The sequence below is a fragment of the Apibacter sp. B2912 genome (genome assembly GCF_009827835.1).
Classification (GTDB): domain Bacteria; phylum Bacteroidota; class Bacteroidia; order Flavobacteriales; family Weeksellaceae; genus Apibacter.
Window position 1 is genome coordinate 166168 of the sequence record NZ_WINV01000001.1, and the last position, 22882, is coordinate 189049.

Annotated in this window: 15 protein-coding genes; 5 read left to right on the plus strand and 10 right to left on the minus strand. The window is 31.0% G+C overall.

All coding sequences use genetic code 11. From position 1 onward, the window contains the following. The first annotated feature begins 196 nt into the window (after positions 1–196). From GFV01_RS00670 to GFV01_RS00685, 4 genes are all read left to right on the plus strand, one after another. Positions 197–1249, plus strand: a complete 1053-nt coding sequence (locus GFV01_RS00670; RefSeq protein WP_160564091.1) for a lactonase family protein — start codon at positions 197–199, stop codon at positions 1247–1249. A gap of 117 nt (positions 1250–1366) precedes the next feature. Then, a complete protein-coding gene (gene eno / locus GFV01_RS00675) occupies positions 1367–2659 on the plus strand; it encodes a phosphopyruvate hydratase (RefSeq protein WP_160564093.1) in 1293 nt (430 codons plus the stop codon). A gap of 334 nt (positions 2660–2993) precedes the next feature. Further along, positions 2994–4277, plus strand: coding sequence for a citrate synthase (locus GFV01_RS00680; protein ID WP_160564095.1), 1284 nt, complete (start codon positions 2994–2996; stop codon positions 4275–4277). A 98-nt stretch (positions 4278–4375) separates the two neighbouring features. Beyond that, on the plus strand, positions 4376–5644 hold the full coding sequence (locus GFV01_RS00685) for a DUF2851 family protein (RefSeq protein WP_160564097.1): 1269 nt from the start codon (positions 4376–4378) through the stop codon (positions 5642–5644). A gap of 120 nt (positions 5645–5764) precedes the next feature. Here the strand turns inward: GFV01_RS00685 and GFV01_RS00690 are convergent, their stop codons facing one another. The 10 genes from GFV01_RS00690 to GFV01_RS00735 form a co-directional block, all read right to left on the minus strand. Continuing rightward, positions 5765–6433, minus strand: a complete 669-nt coding sequence (locus GFV01_RS00690; protein ID WP_160564099.1) for a rhomboid family intramembrane serine protease — start codon at positions 6431–6433, stop codon at positions 5765–5767. Between the two features lies 1 nt (position 6434). Next, complete coding sequence (locus tag GFV01_RS00695; protein ID WP_160564101.1) at positions 6435–7478, minus strand: FAD-binding oxidoreductase; 1044 nt, start codon at positions 7476–7478, stop codon at positions 6435–6437. Between the two features lie 106 nt (positions 7479–7584). After that, on the minus strand, positions 7585–8520 hold the full coding sequence (gldN, locus tag GFV01_RS00700; RefSeq protein WP_160564103.1) for a gliding motility protein GldN: 936 nt from the start codon (positions 8518–8520) through the stop codon (positions 7585–7587). A gap of 28 nt (positions 8521–8548) precedes the next feature. Continuing rightward, a complete protein-coding gene (gldM, locus tag GFV01_RS00705) occupies positions 8549–10075 on the minus strand; it encodes a gliding motility protein GldM (RefSeq protein WP_160564105.1) in 1527 nt (508 codons plus the stop codon). A 32-nt stretch (positions 10076–10107) separates the two neighbouring features. Beyond that, complete coding sequence (gldL, locus tag GFV01_RS00710; RefSeq protein WP_160557176.1) at positions 10108–10791, minus strand: gliding motility protein GldL; 684 nt, start codon at positions 10789–10791, stop codon at positions 10108–10110. A 53-nt stretch (positions 10792–10844) separates the two neighbouring features. After that, complete coding sequence (gene gldK / locus GFV01_RS00715) at positions 10845–12257, minus strand: gliding motility lipoprotein GldK (protein ID WP_160557175.1); 1413 nt, start codon at positions 12255–12257, stop codon at positions 10845–10847. Between the two features lie 109 nt (positions 12258–12366). Further along, positions 12367–13485, minus strand: coding sequence for a hypothetical protein (locus tag GFV01_RS00720; RefSeq protein WP_160564107.1), 1119 nt, complete (start codon positions 13483–13485; stop codon positions 12367–12369). After that, positions 13486–15810 (minus strand): type I DNA topoisomerase, encoded by a 2325-nt coding sequence (gene topA / locus GFV01_RS00725; protein WP_160564109.1) that lies wholly within the window; start codon positions 15808–15810, stop codon positions 13486–13488. Between the two features lie 471 nt (positions 15811–16281). Then, a complete protein-coding gene (locus tag GFV01_RS00730) occupies positions 16282–17601 on the minus strand; it encodes an aspartate kinase (protein WP_160564111.1) in 1320 nt (439 codons plus the stop codon). Positions 17602–17883: 282 nt separating this feature from the next. After that, a complete protein-coding gene (locus GFV01_RS00735; RefSeq protein ID WP_160541966.1) occupies positions 17884–18168 on the minus strand; it encodes a hypothetical protein in 285 nt (94 codons plus the stop codon). A gap of 296 nt (positions 18169–18464) precedes the next feature. On the opposite strand from GFV01_RS00735, the gene dnaE reads away from it, so the two are divergent. Continuing rightward, on the plus strand, positions 18465–22835 hold the full coding sequence (gene dnaE, locus GFV01_RS00740) for a DNA polymerase III subunit alpha (RefSeq protein WP_160564113.1): 4371 nt from the start codon (positions 18465–18467) through the stop codon (positions 22833–22835). The last annotated feature ends 47 nt before the right edge of the window (positions 22836–22882 follow it).

Sequence of the window (22882 nt, forward strand, 5' to 3'; positions counted from 1 at the left end):
TGTTTTTTAATGTTATATCAAATATTGTACTTAACTGAAAAAAACAGAAATAAATATTCATTATATGAAACAGGATATTATATATATTATAAAGCATTTATACTTTATTTATATTTCAAAATTTTAAAAATAAAAATAATTTTATATAAATATTTTTTAATAATTTTAAATAATTATTTTAATACTAAAAAACAAAATGAAATTTTATTTAGTTATAGGTACTTATACTGATGGAGAAAGCAACGGTATCTATATATATGATTTTGATTCAGAAACCGGAAGTACTACATTTATTGATAATGTTTCGGTTAACAATCCATCCTATTTGGTTATAAACCATAAAAAAAATCATATATATTCAGTTAGTGAAAATGATGATAAAGAAAGTTCCATAGTAAATTCCTTTTTATTTGATAAAGCTTCCGGAAAAATTTCTTTTCAAAACTCACAGGCAGCCTATGGTGCTGCACCTTGTTATATTTCTATTGAATATCAAGATAAATACATAGTTACGGCAAATTATATAGGAGGAAGTATTTCTGTTTTTAAAACAAAATCTGACGGAAGTTTAAGTCCCATGATTCAACAGGTTAATTTTTCGGGAAGCAGCGTACACGATGTACGGCAAAATCAATCGCATCTTCATTGCGTGGTGTTCTCTCCCGATTATAAATATCTTTTTGCTACGGATTTAGGAAGTGATAGAATTTATAAGTTCAATGTAAATTATTCTACAGAAAAGAATTTTCTTACGTTTTTTGATCCGGCTTATATAAATGTTGCACCCGGTTCAGGTCCTCGACACCTCGTATTTCATCAAAATAAAAAATTTGCTTATCTAATTAATGAATTGGGTGGAACTGTAGTTGTTTTTAAATATGAGGATGGAAATTTAGAAGAAATTCAGACGACAGTTTCCGATGAATATAAGGCCGAGGGAAGTGCAGATATTCATATACATCCTAATGGCAAGTTTTTATATTCTTCCAACAGATTAAAAAAGGATGGAATATCAATTTTCAGTATCGATCAGAATACAGGTAAATTAACTCCCATTGATTATGAAAGAACTAACATTAATCCCAGAAATTTCGTTATATCTCCTAATGGTAAATTTTTGATAGTTGCTAATCAAGATAGTGATACTATTCAAATATTTTCCATTGATCAAAATACAGGATTTTTACAAGACACCAATCAAAATATAAAAATTGATATGCCGGTCTGTTTAAAATTTATTTCTCCATAAATAATTTTATATTTAATAGCATTAACAATACAATAAAAAATAAATTTTTCATAACCTCTATATATTAATAAATGAGTATTTTTGTATAAAATTTTAACAAACAAATTTTATAATATTATGAGTCTAATAGCACAAATTCATGCAAGACAAATCTTGGATTCCAGAGGAAATCCAACAGTTGAAGTTGATGTAATCACCGAATACGGTACTTTGGGTAGAGCAGCTGTTCCATCTGGAGCATCAACCGGTGAATATGAAGCTGTTGAATTAAGAGATGGAGGAAAAGAATATTTAGGTAAAGGAGTTTTAAAAGCTGTTGAAAATGTAAATGATGTTATTGCACCTGAATTAGTTGGAGTTGATGTCTTTGAACAAGCTTTAATAGATAAAACAATGATTGACCTGGATGGTACACCTAATAAAGGTAAATTAGGTGCTAATGCTATTTTAGGCGTATCTTTAGCTGTTGCTCAAGCTGCTGCTAAAGAATTAGGATTACCATTATATCGATACGTTGGAGGTGTTAACGGTAAAGTTCTACCTGTTCCAATGATGAATATTATCAACGCAGGTGCACATTCTGATGCTCCTATTGCGTTTCAGGAATTTATGATTATGCCGGTTGCTGCAGATTGTTATTCTACTGCTATTCGTATGGGAACTGAAATTTTCCACTCTCTTAAAAAAGTTTTACATGACAGAGGTTTAAGTACCGCTGTAGGTGATGAAGGTGGTTTTGCTCCTAACTTTAAAAATATTGAAGATGCATTAGATACTATTTTAGATGCTACCAAAAAAGCAGGATACACTCCGGGGCAAGATGTTATGCTAGCTCTAGATTGTGCTTCATCTGAATTCTTCAAAGACAATAAATATGATTATTCTATTTTTGAAGGTCAAGGAGGTAAAGTAAGAACCAGTGAAGAACAGGCTTCTTATTTAGCTGAATTAACTGAAAAATATCCAATTATTTCTATTGAAGACGGTATGGATCAAAACGATTGGGAAGGTTGGAAAATACTTACTGATAAAATTGGTAAAAGAGTTCAATTAGTAGGTGATGATTTATTTGTTACCAATGTTAAAAGACTTGAAGACGGTATTAAACAAGGAGTAGGAAACTCAATCTTAATTAAAGTTAATCAAATCGGAACTCTTACTGAAACTATTGATGCTGTACAAATGGCTCAAAATGCCGGATATACGGCAGTAATGTCTCACCGTTCCGGTGAAACAGAAGATAATACGATTGCAGATCTTGCCGTTGCATTGAACTGTGGTCAAATTAAAACAGGTTCTGCTTCTAGATCTGATCGTATGGCTAAATACAATCAATTACTAAGAATTGAAGAAAACTTAGGAGAAGTTGCTGTTTATCCTCAATTCAAAGCTTTTAAAGTTAAAAGATAATTTATTTTATAAATAAAGATAAACGGAAAGATTAGTTAACTCTTTCCGTTTTTTTATTGCATAAATTCTCGACTGCATTATATCCATTAAAAATTATTAACTTATATGGAAAGAATAAGAATTTTTTGTGATTTCCCCCCTATTTGATAAGTACACTTATCCATACATCCAAAAAATTATAAAAATACTCGATATTTATTTTAACTTTTTCTTCTAATTTACTGTTTTTGAATGTTTTTTTTCAATATTTCTTTTATAATTTTTTTTCTACTAATTTTAATTTCATATATTCAAAGAATAAAACAACTAATAAAATAAGAAAGAACATAATAATATGTCAGATACAGTAAAATTATCCTATGAAGGCAAAGAATATGAATATCCCATTGTTGAGAGTGTTATTGGCGACAGAGGCATAAATATATCCAAATTACGAGATGAAACCGGACTGATTACTTTAGATGTCGGCTTTAAGAATACAGGTTCTACAAAGAGTAAAATTACATATCTTGATGGAGATTTAGGTCAATTATATTATCGAGGATATCCCATTGAACAAATTGCTAAAAAATCAACCTTCACCGAGGTTATGTATTTATTGTTAGAAGGAGAACTACCTACTCTGGAACAATTAAACAGATTTGAGGCAGATATAAAAAAGAATAGTTTGGTAAGTGAAGAAATGAAACAAATTTTAAAAGCATTTCCTCGTTCTGCTCATCCAATGGGTGTTTTGTCTACCCTTACCAGTTCCTTAACAGCTTTCAATCCTCACGCTGTTAATGTTAAATCTGAAAGAGATCTATATAACGCATATACCTTATTATTGGGTAAATTTCCTGTATTATGCGCTTGGACATACCGATTAAAATTAGGGTTACCTTTGAATTATTCTAATAACAAACTGGATTATCCTCACAACTTTTATCAAATGATGTTTAGAATGCCGACTGAGGATTTAGAAATTGATGAAGTAGTTGTTGATGCCATCAACAAATTGCTTATACTTCATGCTGATCATGAGCAAAATTGCTCTGCGTCGACTGTCCGAATGGTAGGTTCAGCTCAGACCGGACTATTTGCTTCTATATCTGCAGGAGTTTCAGCCCTTTGGGGACCTTTACACGGAGGAGCTAATCAAGCAGTAATCGAAATGCTCGAAATGATTAAAAATGACGGAGGTGATCTTCAAAAATGGATTGATAAAGCAAAATCAAAAGATGATAGTTTCCGTCTTATGGGATTTGGACATCGGGTATACAGAAATTTTGATCCTAGAGCTAAGGTTATAAAAAAGGTGGCTGACGATGTATTCAATAGATTAGGTGTTGAAGATGAAACCCTTGAAATTGCTAAGAAATTAGAAGAGGTAGCTTTAAATGATCCTTATTTTATTGAGAAAAAGCTTTATCCTAATGTCGATTTTTATTCCGGAATTATCTACAGAGCTCTAGGCATTCCTACAGAGATGTTTACAATTATGTTTGCTTTAGGAAGATTGCCCGGGTGGATTGCTCAATGGAAAGAAATGAGAATGAATAATGAGCCTATCAATAGACCAAGACAAATCTATATCGGTAGTCCTAAAAGAGATTATATCGATATAGATAAAAGATAAAAATATCAATTCATTGTAGAAAAAGTTTTAGTAATTAGCTAAAACTTTTTTTATTTTCATTAAATTTATCTTATTAATTACTTGAATAAGACTAAATTATGAAAGAAAAGTTACTGCATTATATTTGGCAATTTAAAAAATTTAACACTTTAGATCTATATACTAATGATGGCAAAAAAGTTGAAATAATTCAAGCGGGAACTTATAATACGAATGAAGGTCCGAATTTCATTTTTGCTAAGTTAAAAATAGATGATATTGAATGGAACGGTAATGTTGAAATTCATGTAAAATCATCGGATTGGTTTAAGCATAAACATGATCTCAATAATTATTACAAAAATATAATTCTGTATGTTGTATACGAAATTGATGATAATAACGATAAAATTCCAAATTTATCTTTTCCAATTCTTGAATTGAAATCCTATGTTTCCAATGAGATTTATAATAATTATGAATTTTTGGATCATCAAACATTCAAATTTATCCCTTGCGAAAATTTAATTGACACCTCATTAATTTCTGATATTTTTTCTTTCTCAGAAAATTTATACTTGGATAAATTAAAAAATAAATGTGAACGTATCTATGAAATTTTGAAAAGAAAAAAGAATGATTGGGAAGCCACCCTAACTACTGTTTTAGGGTACACATTAGGTCTCAAAATAAATGCTTATGCATTTGAATATATATTTTTATATTTAGAGTATGGGATTATCAGAAAAATTTCAAAAAATCTATTTCAAACTGAATCTTTATTATTTGGAACAACTCATAAACTGGAAAATTGCGTTGATACTTATCCTCAAGATTTATATAAAGAATTTAAATTTTTGCAATCAAAATTTAACCTACCGGAAAAAATTACTGACGTAAAATATTTGAGATTAAGGCCTTCAAATTTTCCTACCATTAGATTATCCCAACTTGCAAACATTGTCTCTACTTATCAAAATTTATTTTCTTATATCATAGGTATCAAATCTGTAAATCAGTATTATCGGCTATTAGATGATGTCAAAGCATCCGGCTATTGGAATGATCATTATGTTTTTGATAAAAAAACATCGTCAATTTCTGAAAAAAGATTATCTAACTCACTAAAAGATTTGCTAATATTAAATGCATTTCTTCCCATAAAATATGCTTATTCTTTAAGTATCGGAAAACCTATGGAAGAAGAAATTTTTGAAATACTTTCTGAAGTTAAAGCTGAAAATAACTCGATTATAAAAAGTTATAATCAATTAGGTATTAAAATTAATTCTGCTTTAGACTCTCAAGCATTTCTATATTTATATAAAAATAAATGTTTAAAAAAACAATGTTTAAGCTGTAAAATAGGATATAAGATTTTAAAGTAAATAAGTAATTGTATCTATGATTATTTTAACCAATTAAGTTATATCTTAAATTTTAATTATAATACAATCACTATTACTTAAAATAAAAATCATTTAAAAATTATAGTTGATTAAAAGTGCTTATTCTTTGCGTTTATTAACAATTAAGTAAATTAAATATGCGATAGGAATTAGCATTAATAATAAATAAATGGGTCTAAAATTAGTAAAAGGATAATAGGGATATTCACTAACAAATAAGAGTCCACAAAGAATACCAAAAAGAGCTCCTCCTATATGAGCATCATGTCCAATATTACCCAATTGAGTCTTCATCCCATATAAAGAATAGGTTAAATAAACAACACCAAAAATCCATCCCGGAATAGAAAATGGTAAAGGAAAAATTCCTATTGAAATTTCTGAATTTATAATAATTGTAGCAAATAAGATCCCGGATACACCGCCTGAAGCTCCTATTGCACTATATTGTGGATTATTTTTATGCATCCATAATGCCAATAAATTACCGCTAATAATGGATCCAAAGTAAGTTATAAGAAAAAACAGATTTCCATAATTTAGTAAAAAGACTGAAAAAAAATAAAAGGTATACATATTGAAAAACAAATGAGAGATATCTCCGTGTAAAAATGCTGAAGTAATCATCCTTTCCCATTGTTTTCCTTTTAAAATAGCATCGATGTTAAACTTATAACGGTTAAAAAAATTCTGATCATTAAACCCTTTAAAACTAAGTATACTGGTAATTATAATAATACCTATTACAATAATATTTGAATTTTCCATTTTATAAATTAAATCTATTAATATTTACTTCAGACATTAATTCTTTTCCATTTTCCATATAATCAAATAACTCTTCTGCCATAATAGGGGCTAACATAACTCCCCTACTGCCCAAACCATTAAATATAAACATATTTTTATGTTCAGAATGCTCTCCTAATAAAGGTCGACGATCAACAACTGTAGGTCGTATTCCTGCAAATTTTTTAATAATTTTATAATCAATAGTTAAAAACTTATTTAAATTATTAATTAGTTCGCTCTGTCCCTCTTCAGATATTTCATCATTTACTTCACGATAATGATAAGTAGCCCCTATATAATAATAGTCTTTTTCCATAGGCATAACAAAAACCTTAGCTTTTACGATATCAGTAAGGCCTAATCCATTGGCATGAATTACCATGGTTTCCCCTTTGACACCTTCCATAGGTAGATAGCTAAAAAAAGGATTATACTTTAAAGCATAACCATCACAAAATACGATTTTTTTAGCTTTAATTCCTTTATATTCATAATTATTTATCTCTTTATTTAATTGATTAAAATCAAATATATCATCAATTATCCTATTTTCATTAAGTAAAAATTTTCTAAATTCCCTTAAAAGTTCTCTTACAAATATTTTCCCAGCCTTGTATACTCTTCCCATTCCAAATTTTGCTAAAATATTTGGATTAATCGAATCATAAATTTCAGGATCTAAAAAGGGTTTTAAATTTTCATTCCTTACAGACTTTTTTTTCCAAGTTTTAACTTCGTCCTCATTTGCAAAAATTCTGTATAAATTTGAATTATAAACTAGTTTTACCTGTAATAAATCTTCAAATTCTGTAAATTCTTTACGTAGTTTATCAATTTCAATTTCTGCGTTCCAAACAGGCGTAAATCGTTTTAATACCACGGGATTATACATTCCCGATGAAACAAATGAAGCCGAATTGGAAACTATATCTATTATTTTAAATGATTTGTTTTCTTTATATAATTTATGAGCCAAACAGGAACCTGCCAATCCTTGACCTATAATAAGATAATCTAGCATACTTTTTTATATTATCGGAAGTAGTGTATATTATTTGTAAAGTTAAAAAAAAAGTCCTGAATCAATTTGTGTGATTCAGGACTGTATTTTATTAAAATTTATTTAATTAATAATTCCACATATTGTTTTCTTTCTGTAGAATTTCATTTTTAATTCTATTACTTTCTTCAAGCTGAGATTTTGCATCTCCGGGTATATAATTTGATATCAACCCGTCACCATATTCAGATTGCGATTTATAAATAATGGAACTGAATCGTCTTGCGTTAAGTACATCATCATAGGTAATTGATGAAGATCCGTTTTTAGGATTATACACTGTACAACTGGATAAAACCTCTCTAGCTCCCGGATAAAATATCCAAAATAAGTCGATCAACTCTTCATCTCCTTGATATCCAAGCATAGCAGCTTCTGAAAGCCCCATTACTTGAGGATCCGGTCCCATAGGTGCAATTCCCAACAAACGATATTTCATTTGACCTAATCGTTTATCTATATACCACATTCCTTTAATCTTAATTAATTTCACGCTACGTGTATCCGTTTTAAAATGATCCACTCCTTCAATCAAATCTTGAGCAGTAATTTCTTCTCCGGAAGCTCTTTTATCTTGAAGCCATTCGGATTCTCTTATAGCTTGGATTTTATTTTGAAGATTTTCGGGTGAAATCCTTGAAGTAAAGTTATCATCATCATATACTTCAGTTATATTTCCTGAATCAATACCCTTAAAAAGAGCATCGTATAGGGAGATATAAGTAGCTGAAACATCCTCATAAGAATAGTAATAAGGTTGATTTAATTTTTCATTTAAATCTATAATCTCCCATACTACTTTAGACCATAAAATATCTTTATCTTCAATATACCCATAAGGTAAGACAGTCGGAGCAGTTGAAATTGTATCTGTTCCATTTACAATATCATACCTCTCTTCTCTCATTTCTCTTAATTCAACAGGAGATTTTGCATTTAAGATATTTTGTGCAAATGCTCCTGAACTTATTAAGACTGTTATGCTAAGTAATAAAGATTTCATGTTAAAAATAGTATTATTAATTTCTTTTTTATTGAACATTTATAAGAATAGGTGAAATACTTTGTTGAGATATTCCGGATGCTGTAGCAGAAATATCAAATATTAATACTTGATCACCTGATTTTAATCCTTTTAAATAATCTGCAGCCGGTCTTAGAGAATTTCCGGAATATGGTCTTGCTGCAGCGCCAGGTCTCTTCAATTTAAATCCGGTAACATTAAAGGTAACAGGGAATTCAAAATCCGGTATAGCTGCTGATACTGTTTGATTAGATACTGAGCTTGGCGGCATACTTACTACATTCGCACCTCGTATGGTTCCTTGTGCTTTTGGTACATTCTTAATTCTAAATGAAACAGTTGTAGAAACTGTTTTTCCAGAAGAAGTTTTTCCTGAAATGGTAAAGTTTGTAGTTGTTCCTGAACCTGCTTTATATATCCAACCTTTTCCTGATCTTGAAAGACTACCGTTTGAAGTACTCATACTGATAGTTGATGCATCAACTCCGGTAACCGATCCGCTCATAGGGTTATCTACACCTCTATAAACGACATTCATCTTATCTGCTACTACAGTTCCTCCGGTTGGTAAATCCTTAACAACATCTTGTACAACTTCGTATGTTTCGTCGAACGATTCTGTTTTAATACCATTAGCTGTTTGGTATGAAATATTCCCTGATAAACGTTGTTTTCCTACTCCGGAAGCAACCATATTGACTATAGCTTTTCCTCCAGATAAAGGAATATTTCGTCCGTTCAGAGTTATAGATCCTTTTAATGTGTTATCGTACGCACCGAAACCAATTGTAACATTAAATTTCTCTCCTGCTCTAACAAATTTAGGTGCAGAAACGATTGGAACAAAGGCTTTCAATTCTATTTCATCTTGCAGTTTATTAGCTAATAAATCTCTAACTCTATTCCCTTCTTCAGTTCTAATATTTGATTGTAATCTTGTTAAGTTAGTTAGAGCTGAAATCATAGGTTGATCATAAAATTGATTAACAATCCACGGTTTATTTTGTTTATCTGTAAAATCAAATAATTGATCAATCCTTTTCTTTGCATTCTCATTCGCTCCTTGCAAAATAAATTGGGTAAATGTTTTAACCTTTGCAATCATATCTTGCACATCTTTTGTAGCTGTGTTATCATTTGCAAAGAACACTTTATTAACTACATCTGTATTTTGAAGTGAGTTGTAATTTGTTTCTTCACCTGCTGAAGGAGGAGTATATTCTGCAGCTGTCGCTAAACGATTTTTTACTTCTTCAATCGCATCTACAGCTGTCTGTGCTTGTCTTTTAACTTCATCTGATTTTTTTGCTATCTCTACATACCCTTCATTTCCATCGGCTTTTTTAGCATCGATTTGATCATAAAAGGTTTTATTATTTTCATCCGTTAATTTTGTGGATAATTGTAAAGATTCATTTATACCTTCGAAAGAACGTAAAACCTCTCTGTCTACATTCATTGCCAACATAGCAATAAACACTAAATACATTAGGTTTATCATCTTCTGGCGTGGTGTCTGTTTTCCTGCTGCCATTTTTACTTATTTAATTTTTGAATTTAAAATTATTAAGCTTTCATGGCATTAAGCATACCACCATATACCTTATTTAAGTTGTTTAGATTTGCTGTTAATTCAGCCAATTGTTTTTGGAATGTATGTGAATACTCTCCTGCTTTAGATAAGTCATCCACAAATTTTTGATTTGCTTCTGAATATTTTTTACCATTGTCTAATTGCAATTGGTATAAAGCATTTAAATTTTCTAAATGAGAGGAAGCTATACTTAATTGGTTTTTATATTTTTCTGTAACAGAACTAGCTTCTACGGTTTTGTTAATTCCTTCAACTGCTTGTCCAAAGTTTTCTATACCACCTCGTAATCTTTCCAATAATCCTGCATCTAATTTAGCTTGAGAAAGCATTTGGTCTAATTTAGTTGACAAAGATATTTCAGCTTCTTGTATGGATGAGTCCTGTATTTGAGATTTTGATTTTCTCTGTGCTGATGAACTGTCTAATAATTCCGGATATGCTTTTTCCCATTCATATTCAGCAGGAGGTGGATCAAACGCAAATACCACAAATATAAAAGCTTCAACAATTAAACCTATTGCTAATATGGTACTACCGGTTATAGGACCTAATCCCCAGTGATTAATTTTAAATAAAGCACCAATGATAACTACTGCTGCACCTAAAGAGTACACCATATTTAACACTTTATCCTTTGATTTCGTTTGATTTGCCATTTTTCTAAATTTTCTAAATTATTATCTATGTATTATTTAATTATCAGTACTAATTATCTTACCGGAGCATGTTTTTTAACAGCCGGATATTTACCCTTAGACCCTTCCGGTATAGTTTGAACACGTCTAAAACCAATAAAACTTCTGGCTGAATCTTTATGTTCCCAATCTCTTTCACTCACCATAAGCATGTAACCTATGTCTTTCCATGATCCTCCTTTTATAACTTTTCGAGGGTCTTCAATTCTATTTCCTAAATAAGGATTTAAAGTGGATGATATTATATAAGAACTATTATTATATGCGGAAACTGTCCATTCAGAAACATTCCCTGCCATATCATATAATCCAAATCCATTTTTATGAAAAGATTTTACAGGAGCTGTGTATAAATAACCATTTTGATTTTCCATATAATCCCCTCTTTTAGGTTTAAAATTAGCTAAATAGCAACCTCTATCATCTATTAGATAAGGTCCACCCCATGGATAAGGGGCATTTTCTAAACCTCCTCGTGCAGCATATTCCCATTCAACTTCTGAAGGTAATCTATACGGAAATATTTTATCTATTTTTCTTTTTCTGCTTTGGTTATAATCGTTTTTGGATTTTGTGCTATAAGCACAAAAAGCCCTTGCTTGATCCCATGTCACACCCACCACAGGGTATTTAGAATAAGCTTTATGCCAAAAATACTGTTCAAATAAGGGCTCATTAAAAGAGTAATTAAAATCTCTTAGCCACACTGTCGTATCCGGATAAATAGCTATTTCTTCTCTTCTAAGAAAATCTTTACCTCTACCTTTATTTTTAACTGCTTCCAGTTGATCAATCCATGTAAATTGGTAAATTAATTTTCTAGCATCTATGACTCTTTCATTGTTAAATCTTTCTTCAGGCGGGTAATATAATGATTCTAATACTTCTGCATAAGCAACATCAGGGTATCTGGAAGTATTCCATTCTAAAGGCACCGACCAATCTAACTTTTTAGATTCGTCATATCCTTCTCTACCTCCCTGTTCTTCCAACATTTGCTGATATGCAGTCTGTTCTTTTTCTGATTTTTTGTTTAAATAAGAATATCTTCCTATACCTTCACCTCCTTCTTCACCTCCTCTTTCTGCTAATAGGGAACGAACAATGGAATCTTTCACATAGTTTACAAATACTCTATATTCAGCATTGGTTACTTCTGTATCATCCATATAAAATGCTGATACGGTAACAGTAGTTAAAGGGGCTTTTGTGTTTGTGCCGGTGAAATCCATGTCAGATTGCCCTAAAATAAAAGCTCCACCTGGAATAGGAACCATACCATACGGTTTTTTGTTATTCCATTGCTGACTCTTTTGCGTAACTACAATCTCTCCTTGTGATCCCGGTTTTCCTGCTCTTCCTTTTTTGGATGAATTACAAGAAATAATTGTTGACGTTGCCAATAAGAGTAATAATACTTTTCTCATTATAACCAAAATGTTTCTTTTAAAAATTGTAAAACTACTATTTTTTTATTTTATTTAAAAATTTTTTTGTTCTTCTATTAAAATCAGCGTTAATTTTATCTGTGACCGTTTATAAAAACTTTTTGAATGTTTTCCAATATCGCTCGGGAACATTTCCTTCTAAAGCTTCTTTGTAATCATTTGATGAACAAGGAACTAAGAAAGCAGGACTTTCATTGTCCTCAAAATCGATAGCCAACCACCACCTATCGACATATTTATCTTTTAAAAAGACCAATTCTTTATCTTCATGTAAGACTGTATATTTTATGTATTCATCATTTTCATAATATTCTTGCTGATTTTTACCTTCCATTATATACCACAAAATTTGTGAAACTAATTTTTCATTCATTTTATTGTATGAGTATCCTAAAAAATTATAGATTCCTATTATTTTTACCTGTTTAGACAAACCTATATACCTTGATAAACCACAAATTTCACGATTGGTGAATCCGTTTACCGTACTTCCGGTTGAGAGAGTCCCGTCATAAGACTCTACAGAGTCCAAATTGATCCCTACAAAATCAGAACTTCTGAATATAGGCTCTGAATCTTTTATATTCGTTGTTATATTCCCTAAACGTATGCCTTCAAAATCTAAGGTGTTAAATTTTTTTAATGTTGATTGAGGTACGTAATAACTTTGATATCCTATATTGGTAAAATTGAAAAGTAAATTAAAATCTTCAACTATCATCTTGGAAAGATAATTTTTATCCGTTAGCTTTCCTTCTGTATTTCCAATTTCAATTTTCGTATCAACTGCGGTATAATTTAAAGGCTTTTTTAGTATAGAAAGTGCTTTATAGGCAGTATAATTCAGTCCCATATTTCCACCTAAGATAATGGGTTGTACCTTCATTTCCAATAATTCTTCTAATACTTTTTTGAGAGCAAAATCTGTATCCTCCCATTCATTTCCAGGAATTATATCTCCCAAATCATACAACTTTAAATTCCAATCATTCCATACTAATTGATAGAATTCTTCACGGATCAACCTTAAATTGGAAAACTCTTTTTTATGACCTGTACCTCTTAAATCGGGACAACCAATAATTACAACACTATTCTCTTCAAGTTTTTTATCCCAGTAAAATTGTATCTTGCTTCCTATTGAATCCGGTTGTGCATATATTAAGGATTCATCTACCGGATGCAAAAAATCTCGCAATGCTTCCACTTATTTCTTTTTTGATTTGGTTTTGGATTTAGGCTTGGTTTTACTACCTGATTCCGAGATTAATTTTTTGACATCTTCGAGAGTTAATTTATCGGCTTCCGTGTCTTTAGGAATTTTATAATTTTCTTTTCCTTGTTTAATATAAGGCCCCCATCTTCCATTTAAAATTTCAATAATTGGATCTTCTGATTCAAATGCTTTAATAAATTTATTTCTGTCTGCTTCCCTTTTCGCTTCTATTAATTCGATAGCTCTTTCTAAAGTAATGGTTGAAATTTCATCTCCTTCTTTAGGTTTTAAGGAAAAAAACTTGCTGTTATGTTTTACATAAGGACCAAATCTTCCCGTATTTACTTCAACTTTTTTATCTTCATAATCTCCTAAATACTTAGGCAATTCAAATAATTTAAGCGCTTCTTCTAAAGTTATTGAATTTATGTGTTGCCCTTTCATTAAACCGGCGAATTTTGGCTTTTCTTCATCTTCGGTTTCACCCATTTGAATCATTGGACCGAATCTGCCTATGCGAGCATAAATATTTTTACCGCTTATAGGATCTTGACCTAATAATCTTTCTCCTGTAGCTCTTTCTGCCGTTTCTTTTACTTCTTCTACATGGGGGTGAAAATCATCATAAAAACCGGTCAACATTTCTTTCCAGTTTTCATTTCCTCCGGCTATATTGTCAAAGTCTTCTTCAACTTTTGCTGTGAAGCCATAATCTAATATGGTTGGAAAATGTTCCGTTAAAAATTCATTTACGACTAATCCTATATCTGTCGGCATTAATTTTCTTCGATCCGCTCCATAATTTTCAATTTCAATACTTTCTTTTATAGTATCATCTTTTAAAAGAATTTTCTTAACCTCCCTTTGTTTGGGATCTAAATCTCTGATTTCCACATATTGTCTTTTTTGAATTGTAGAAATAGTAGGAGCATATGTGGAAGGACGCCCGATTCCTAATTCTTCTAATTTCCTTACTAAAGAGGCTTCATTATATCTAGCTGCCGGTCTACTGAATTTTTCTTCGCCAATAATTTGAGATAATTGTACTTCTTCTCCTTTTTCTACGACAGGTAAGAGTCCTTCATTATTGTCTTCATCGGCTGAATCTTCTTCTTTTTGAATTTGGTATACTTTTAAAAATCCATCAAAAACAATAACTTCTCCTTTTGTTACGAACTTCTCTTTTAATTCCGGATTTGATATATCGACAATTGTTCTTTCTAATTTAGCATCGGCCATTTGTGAGGCCAAAGTTCTTCTCCAAATTAAATGATATAGTTTCTTTTGTGAATCATCTGCCCCTGCTTCTTGTACGGATAAATTGGTTGGACGAATTGCTTCGTGAGCTTCTTGAGCCGACTTATTTTTTGTGGTATATTGTCGTGTGATTAAATATTCTTTTCCATATTGTCCAATAATTACATCTTTTGCAGAATTCAACGCTTCTTCTGATAAATTGACGCTATCGGTTCTCATGTAGGTAATGTACCCCGATTCGTAGAGTTGTTGAGCTAACATCATTGTTCTACTAACTGAAAATCCTAATTTGGCAGCTTCTTGTTGTAAAGTAGATGTAGTGAAAGGGGCTGATGGACTTCTTTTACTTGGACGAGTCTCAACATTGGATATAGTGAAAGTTTTCCCTTGGGCTCTTTGTATAAAATCTAATGCCTTAGAATAGTCTTGAAAATCTGTATTTAATTTACTTTTTAATAAATTATGTGATTTATTGTAAAAATCTGCTTCAACTTTATACGTGGGAACCGGAATAAATTTTTCAATTTCCTTTTCTCTTTCACAGATCAAACGTACAGCCACAGATTGTACTCTTCCTGCAGATAATCCGGCTTTTATTTTAGACCAAAGAATAGGTGACATTTCAAATCCTACCAATCGGTCCAACACTCTTCGGGCCTGTTGTGCATTAACCAGATTAATATCTATATTTCTAGGGTTTTGAATGGCTTTTTGTATGGCATTTTTGGTTATTTCATGAAAAACTATTCTTTTAGTGTTTTCTGATTTAAGTTGTAATTCATTAAATAAATGCCAAGCAATGGCTTCCCCTTCACGATCTTCATCGGAAGCCAACCATACAGTTTCTGCTTTTTTTGCTAATGATTTTAGTTTTTTAACGACTTCTTTTTTATCTGAGGAGACTTGATATATGGGCTCTAGAGTTTTCATATCTATACCCATATCTTTTTTTGCTAAATCAGTTATATGACCATAACTAGATTCAACTTCAAAGTCATTTCCTAAAAATTTTTTTATTGTTTTGGCCTTTGCGGGCGATTCAACAATTACCAAATTCATGCTAAGATTTTTTTGCGAAATTAGAAATTTTTTATCAATATTATAGTTCAACTTTGATTTTTTATTTTCTAATAAACAAATTTATCCAGATATAAATAATTAATACTCATAGCATTGTATTTTTCTTAAAGTACCATAACTGTAAAATTCATTTCCTTTATTTTATTTCATCTGTTCAAGTTTGTTTTATGCTTTTTTTGGGTAAATTTTATATTACTTGCACTTATTTTTAGTAGGTATTTTTAAAGTAAAAATTAGTAGTTATAGATTCTAATATTGAAAAAATATAATTATGTTACATGTTATCTATTTTCAAAAATCAATTAGAATCATTACATCGATAAAATTGCATTTAAAATTTAGATTATTAGTATAATTACGATATAAAAAATACCTTTAAGTAATTAACTTAAAGGTATTTTGATTAATGATATATTTATTATTTAAATTTAACTAAATTACCTTATATTTTTAATATCCAAAAAGAGTAGTATTCAAAGCCTGTAATGCTTCTTTTTTACTTTTGCTGTCAATTACTACAGATATATTATGCTCACTTCCTCCATAAGATATCATATGCAGAGGAATATTTTTAAGAGCTTCCAAAATTTTAACAGCATAACCTGATTCATTTTTTGCAATATTTCCTACGATGGCAATAATGGTTTGATCTTTTTCATATTCTACATTGGCTATTTCTCTTAATTCCTTTAATATATATTCTAAATTAGAAGGATTGTCAATGGTTAATGATACAGCAACCTCTGAAGTGGTAATCATATCTATAGAGGTTTTATATTTATCGAATATTTCAAAAATTGTCTTTAGAAATCCATACGCCAATAGCATTCTACCACTTTTTATGGTTATGGCGTAAATACCGTCCTTTGCTGCTACGGCACGAATTCCTTCCGGAGTATTAATATTTCCTATTAAAGTACCTTTAGCTTCAGGTTGCATTGTATTTTTCAAAGCTACGGGTATTCCTCTTTTCTGTGCAGGAAGAATACAGGTTGGATGTAAAATCTTTGCTCCGAAATAGGCTAATTCTGCAGCTTCATCAAAACTTAATTCATTTATGGGATGAGTTTTATTAACAAATCTAGGATCGTTATTATGCATCCCGTCGATATCGGTCCATATTTGTATTTCTTCAGCATCAATTACGGCGCCAATTATACAAGCTGTATAATCACTTCCCCCTCTTTGCAAATTGTCTATGTCTCCTTGAGCATTTTTACAAATATATCCTTGAGTAATAAAAAAATCTATATCAGGATACTTTTTAATTTCTTCTTTAATACGTTCTTCTATATAAGGAAAATCCGGTTCACCGTCTTTGTTTATTCTCATAAACTCCAATGCCGGAAGCAATATCGTTTTTTCTCCGATTTCACTCATGTAAAAATGGAACATATGAGTACTCAAAAGTTCACCTTGAGCCAAAATTATTTTTTCTTCTTTGGAAGTAAATATAGGAAAATCCAGGAATGAAGTTATATAATTGAAATAATCATCCAAAAGTTCGTTCCCTTTCTTGGCAATGGTTTCATTCTTGTACAGGTCTTTTATTTCCTTTCTGTATTTATCTTCTAGAGATTGTATTAATTCTTTCGCCTTAGAAGTATTTTTTTCATAAAGAGCTTGGGATATTTCTACTAAGGCATTAGTTGTTCCACTCATGGCAGACAAAACAACAATCTTCGGTTTTTGACCTTTAGTTAATTCAGCTAAATTTTTTATACGTTCTGCACTTCCTACGCTGGTGCCTCCAAATTTTAATACTAACATTTTTATCCTATTATAGAAGAGATACAAAAATACATATTTTATGGTTTATCAACTATTTTTATATTAAAAACATTAGTAATTTTTTATCATGAATTTAAAACATATAATAGGTTTTTAAACTAGATTTTAATTTCAGTCCAAATTAAATTAATTTATTAAAAATCTTTCTTATTTTTATAGCCGAAATACTAATTTCTAAATCAAAAAATGATTTTTTTAAATAAAAAAAGAAGCTTAATTGATAAGCTTCTTGCACAAATTTATATAAGTTAAAAACTTAATCTATTCTTTTTTAGATGCATCTCTAATTTTTCGTTTCGCATCTGTGGTTAAATCCTCTACCTTATCTCCTATTTTATCACCCCAATCTTCTGCCTTATTGGATATTTTACTAAAAAAATTAGATACTGAATCTTTAAAATGTTCGTATTTCCCTTTAAAGAATTTTTCCCAATCAACATGTAAATCTTCTTTATCCATATATTCTTTTATAACATTTAAAGATTTCACCGCTTGATCTTCACTGAGACCTACTTCTTTTTGAAGTTTTTCAATAATATTTTCCATACACTATGTTTTTTTATTGTTTTAGTAAAATAAAAAATCAAAAATTAGACCTAATAAATGATTTGCTTATAAATATTTTATATGTAATACATGTAAAATTTCAGGCTGTTAAATTATATTTTACATTCTGTTTAAATAGAAACTAATCTTTCTTTACCCTGTAATTTTTTTAATGTAAAAATTCACTCTATTTTATTCAATTCCAAGATCTTTCAAAGTTATTTTTAAGAAATGAAATATTGAAGGAACTTAAGATTTAAAAGTTAGATTCATAAAGAAATCCCTAACTTTGTATTATGAAATTCCTAGTTTTTGATACTGAAACCACAGGTCTTCCTGCCAATGCAAATGCACCTGTTTCCGATTCAGACAATTGGCCTAGAATGGTTCAAATTGCCTGGCAGTTACATGATGAAAATGGTGATTTAATTGAAAACTATGACTATATAATTAAACCCGAAGGATACGACATACCTTTCAATGCTCAAAAAATTCACGGTATAAGTACCGAAAAAGCATTAGCGGAAGGTCATGATCTTAAAACCGTATTGGATCAATTTAATGCGGTACTGGCAGATAATCCGATTTTAGTCGGACAGAATATAGCATTCGATATCCCGATTGTTGGAGCTGAATTTTATCGAAAATCAATTGAAAACCATATTGCGGATCTTCCGTTAATAGATACAGCCCGTGAGGGAACTAATTTTTGTGCTTTGCCCGGAGGTATGGGAGGTGGATTTAAATTTCCTAAACTTTCCGAATTATATGAAAAATTATTTGGGCATGGTTTTGATGAGGCACACAATGCTGCGGCAGACGTTAATGCTACTGCTCAGGCATTTTGGGAGTTGGTTAGACGAAACCAAATAAGTGCAAATAAGCTGAATTTTACAGAAGAAGAATTAAGTGCTTTTATTGAAACTCATCCTGAACCTTTTCAACCTTTTGATATTGTTATTCGTGAACAGGTCAAAGATTTTAATAAAAAACTAAAAGGGAAAACAGAAAGTACTAAAAAATCTGTAGATGAAATAAATTATTCATCTTTTTTCCACTTTCACAATCATTCGGTTTATTCAATACTTACTTCTACCAGTAAACATTCTGATTTAATAAAAAAAACCTTAGAATATAACATGCCCGCTTTAGGTGTAACGGATACGGGCAACTTGATGGGTGCATTTGCTTTTCTCAATGAAATAAAAAAAGCTAATGGATCTATTAAAGATCATAATGCTAAAATTTTAGAAGGCAATGGTTCTGAACCTTTAAAAAATGAGATTTTACCAATTATCGGTTGTGAACTGTATATATCTGAAACTTATTTACAAAATAAGTTTACAAAAGATAATCCGGATCGTAGATATACTCAGATATTACTTGCTAAAAATCATGAAGGATTTAAAAATCTTTCTAAATTATCAACTTTAGGATATAAACTAGGTTTGTATGCAGGCTATCCCAGAATTGGAAAAGAACTTATTGAACAATATAAAGAAAATTTAATTGCAACTACCGGAAGTTTATCTTCAGAAATTCCCAGTCTAATTTTAAATGTGGGAGAAAAGCAGGCAGAAGAGGCCTTTATCTATTGGCATGGATTATTTGGTGATGATTTTTATGTAGAGTTACTAAGGCACCATTTAGATGAAGAGGAACACCTCAACAAAGTTTTAATAAAATTTGCCAAAAAATACGGAGTCAAGGTTTTAGCTCAAAACGATACATTTTATATTAGTAAAAAAGAAGCAGAAACCCAGGATATCCTTTTATGTATAAAAGACGGAGAAAAACAATCTACCCCTAAGGGCAGAGGTTTTGGAAGAAGATACGGTCTTCCTAATGATGAATATAATTTTAAATCTCAAACAGAAATGGCTCAATTGTTTGCAGATATACCGGAAGCAATTGAAAATTTTGAAGACTTTATCAAAAAATTTGAACCCTATCAATTAACCCGAGATGTTTTACTTCCTAAATTTGATATACCTGATGAATTCAAAGACCCTCAAGATGAAGTGGACGGAGGTAAGCGAGGAGAAAATGCCTACTTAGCATATCTTACCTGGGAAGGTGCTAAAAAAAGATATGGTGACCAATTATCCGAAGATACTAAAGATCGTTTACAATTTGAGTTGGAAACCATAGCCAAAACGGGATATCCCGGATATTTTCTTATTGTACAGGATTTCACCTCACAAGCGCGTAAAATGGGTGTATCTGTTGGTCCGGGTCGAGGTTCTGCAGCCGGATCAGCCGTTGCATATTGTATAGGGATTACTAATATAGATCCTATTAAATATGATTTACTTTTTGAGCGTTTCTTAAATCCGGATCGGGTATCCTTACCCGACATAGACATCGATTTTGACGATAGAGGACGTGAAAAAATCATTCAATGGGTGGTAGATAAATACGGAGAAAATCAGGTTGCTCAAATAATTACTTACGGTACATTAGCCGGACGTTCCGCAATAAGGGATGCAGGAAGAGTGCTTGAATTGCCCTTAAGCGATACGGACCGCTTATCAAAAAACCTACCCTCTACCTTAAATTTAACCAAGCTAAAAAATAAAACAGAAAGTGAGTTAATTAAAGATTTTGGTAAAGAGGAGTCTGTTCCAGTGCTTCAACTCAAACAAAAATTTAATGAATATGACCTGGAAGGGCGGGTAATACAAAATGCTTATCAACTCGAAGGTAGTTTACGGAACACGGGAGTTCATGCGTGTGGAGTAATTATTACTCCGGAAGATATTACTAATTTAATACCGGTTGCCGTGGCCAAAGATTCCTCTTTGTTGGTATCCCAATTTGACAACTCCGTGGTAGAAAGTGCCGGATTGTTAAAAATGGATTTTCTAGGTTTACGTACTTTGACGATTATTGCCGATACCATTGAAATTATTAGAAAAAGGACCGGTGAAGTTTTAAATCCTGATGATTTTCCTTTGGATGATGATAAAACCTATGAGATATTCAAAAATGGAAATACAGTAGGGATCTTCCAATACGAGTCCCCCGGAATGCAAAAGCACCTCAAAGCATTGCAACCCGATAAGTTTGAGGACTTGATTGCCATGAATGCCTTGTATCGTCCCGGACCTTTACAATATATTCCCAACTTTATCAATCGTAAACATGGAAAGGAAGAAATATCTTACGATTTAGAGGATATGGAAGAGTATCTTGCGGATACTTACGGTATTACTGTTTATCAAGAACAAGTAATGCTTCTTTCTCAAAAATTAGCCGGATTTAGTAAAGGTGATGCGGACGTGCTAAGAAAAGCTATGGGTAAGAAGCAAATTCAAGTCTTAAATAAAATGGAAGCTCGTTTTCTTGAGGGAGCTATCGAAAGAGGTCATCCTGAAGATAAATTAAAAAAAATATGGGAAGACTGGAAAGCTTTTGCTCAATATGCTTTTAACAAATCTCATTCCACTTGTTATGCATTTATTGCCTTTCAAACCGCTTATTTAAAAGCTCATTTTCCTGCAGAATTTATGGCCGCATTGCTCAGCAATAACCTTAACAATCTTACCACTTTGAGTTTCTTTATGGAAGAATGTAAAAATATGGGATTGGAAGTGCTCGGACCTGATGTTAATGAAAGTGATTATGAATTCACCGTAAATGAAAAAGGTGCTATCCGTTTTGGAATGGGAGCTATTAAGGGAATCGGTGAAAATGCTGTTGAAGCTGTAGTAAGTGAAAGACAAACTAAGGGAAAATATAAAAATCTGTTTGAATTTTTTGAAAGGACAGATTTAAAAAATATAAATAAAAAAGTTCTTGAAAATTTAGTATTGGCAGGAGCTTTTGATGGACTAGCCAATAATAATCGTGCCCAATTTTTTAAAGAAGAAAATGGTACCAGCACTATTGAAAAGCTGGTAAGATACGGGATTGCCTATCAGGATAATAAGAATTCTGCTCAAAATTCTTTATTTGGAGACTTGGGGGATGAAGGATTTGATGTTATGAAACCGGTAATTTCTGAAACGGAAGAATGGAGTACCATGTATAAATTGGGCAGAGAAAAAGAAGTTGTAGGTATCTATATATCCGCTCATCCAATGGATAATTACAAATACGAAATTGCGTTGATTAAACCTGTTGATATTTCCGAAATTAATGAAAATAAAGAAAATTATATTAATAAGGAAGTGTATATCGCCGGTATGATCTCACGTTTTGAGCACAAGGAAATAAACGACGGCAGAACAAGAATCGCCTATTTTGATTTGGAAGATAAAACAGGTACTATTTCTCTTAAGCTTAAAAAGAATTATCTGGATTTGCAAAAATATCTTATTCCTAATTTATTTGTTTTGGTAAAAATCACGGTAGGAATGATTAAAGATAACGGCTTTGTATATATAAACGTGCTGAATATCGAAGAACTTAGCGATGTGATCGGAAAACATGCTAAAAAATTAACCATTAAGATAAACTTGGAAAATTTAGATGAAAATACCATTACTACTTTAAATAAAGTATGTGATGAAAATGCAGGTTCAAAAGATATACACTTTGAAATTATCGATAAAAAGAACAATGTGTATTTAGAATCTCAATCAATGAACCGAAGAGTAAATATAAATAAACAAATTTTAGATGTATTAAGAAACGATCTGTATTTAGATTTCAGGTTGAATTAATAAAAATTCCGACTCTATTTTAAAGTCGGAATTTTATTTTAGGTTTT

Bases quoted from the DNA above. Each gene is read 5' to 3' on its own strand.
- gldM (WP_160564105.1), bottom strand. From the start codon at position 10,075: ATGGCAGCAGGAAAACAGACACCACGCCAGAAGATGATAAACCTAATG.
- GFV01_RS00695 (WP_160564101.1), bottom strand. From the start codon at position 7,478: ATGCTAGATTATCTTATTATAGGTCAAGGATTGGCAGGTTCCTGTTTG.
- GFV01_RS00735 (WP_160541966.1), bottom strand. From the start codon at position 18,168: ATGGAAAATATTATTGAAAAACTTCAAAAAGAAGTAGGTCTCAGTGAA.
- GFV01_RS00680 (WP_160564095.1), top strand. From the start codon at position 2,994: ATGTCAGATACAGTAAAATTATCCTATGAAGGCAAAGAATATGAATAT.
- gldL (WP_160557176.1), bottom strand. From the start codon at position 10,791: ATGGCAAATCAAACGAAATCAAAGGATAAAGTGTTAAATATGGTGTAC.
- gldK (WP_160557175.1), bottom strand. From the start codon at position 12,257: ATGAGAAAAGTATTATTACTCTTATTGGCAACGTCAACAATTATTTCT.
- GFV01_RS00670 (WP_160564091.1), top strand. From the start codon at position 197: ATGAAATTTTATTTAGTTATAGGTACTTATACTGATGGAGAAAGCAAC.
- gldN (WP_160564103.1), bottom strand. From the start codon at position 8,520: ATGAAATCTTTATTACTTAGCATAACAGTCTTAATAAGTTCAGGAGCA.
- dnaE (WP_160564113.1), top strand. From the start codon at position 18,465: ATGAAATTCCTAGTTTTTGATACTGAAACCACAGGTCTTCCTGCCAAT.
- GFV01_RS00685 (WP_160564097.1), top strand. From the start codon at position 4,376: ATGAAAGAAAAGTTACTGCATTATATTTGGCAATTTAAAAAATTTAAC.
- topA (WP_160564109.1), bottom strand. From the start codon at position 15,810: ATGAATTTGGTAATTGTTGAATCGCCCGCAAAGGCCAAAACAATAAAA.
- GFV01_RS00730 (WP_160564111.1), bottom strand. From the start codon at position 17,601: ATGTTAGTATTAAAATTTGGAGGCACCAGCGTAGGAAGTGCAGAACGT.
- eno (WP_160564093.1), top strand. From the start codon at position 1,367: ATGAGTCTAATAGCACAAATTCATGCAAGACAAATCTTGGATTCCAGA.
- GFV01_RS00690 (WP_160564099.1), bottom strand. From the start codon at position 6,433: ATGGAAAATTCAAATATTATTGTAATAGGTATTATTATAATTACCAGT.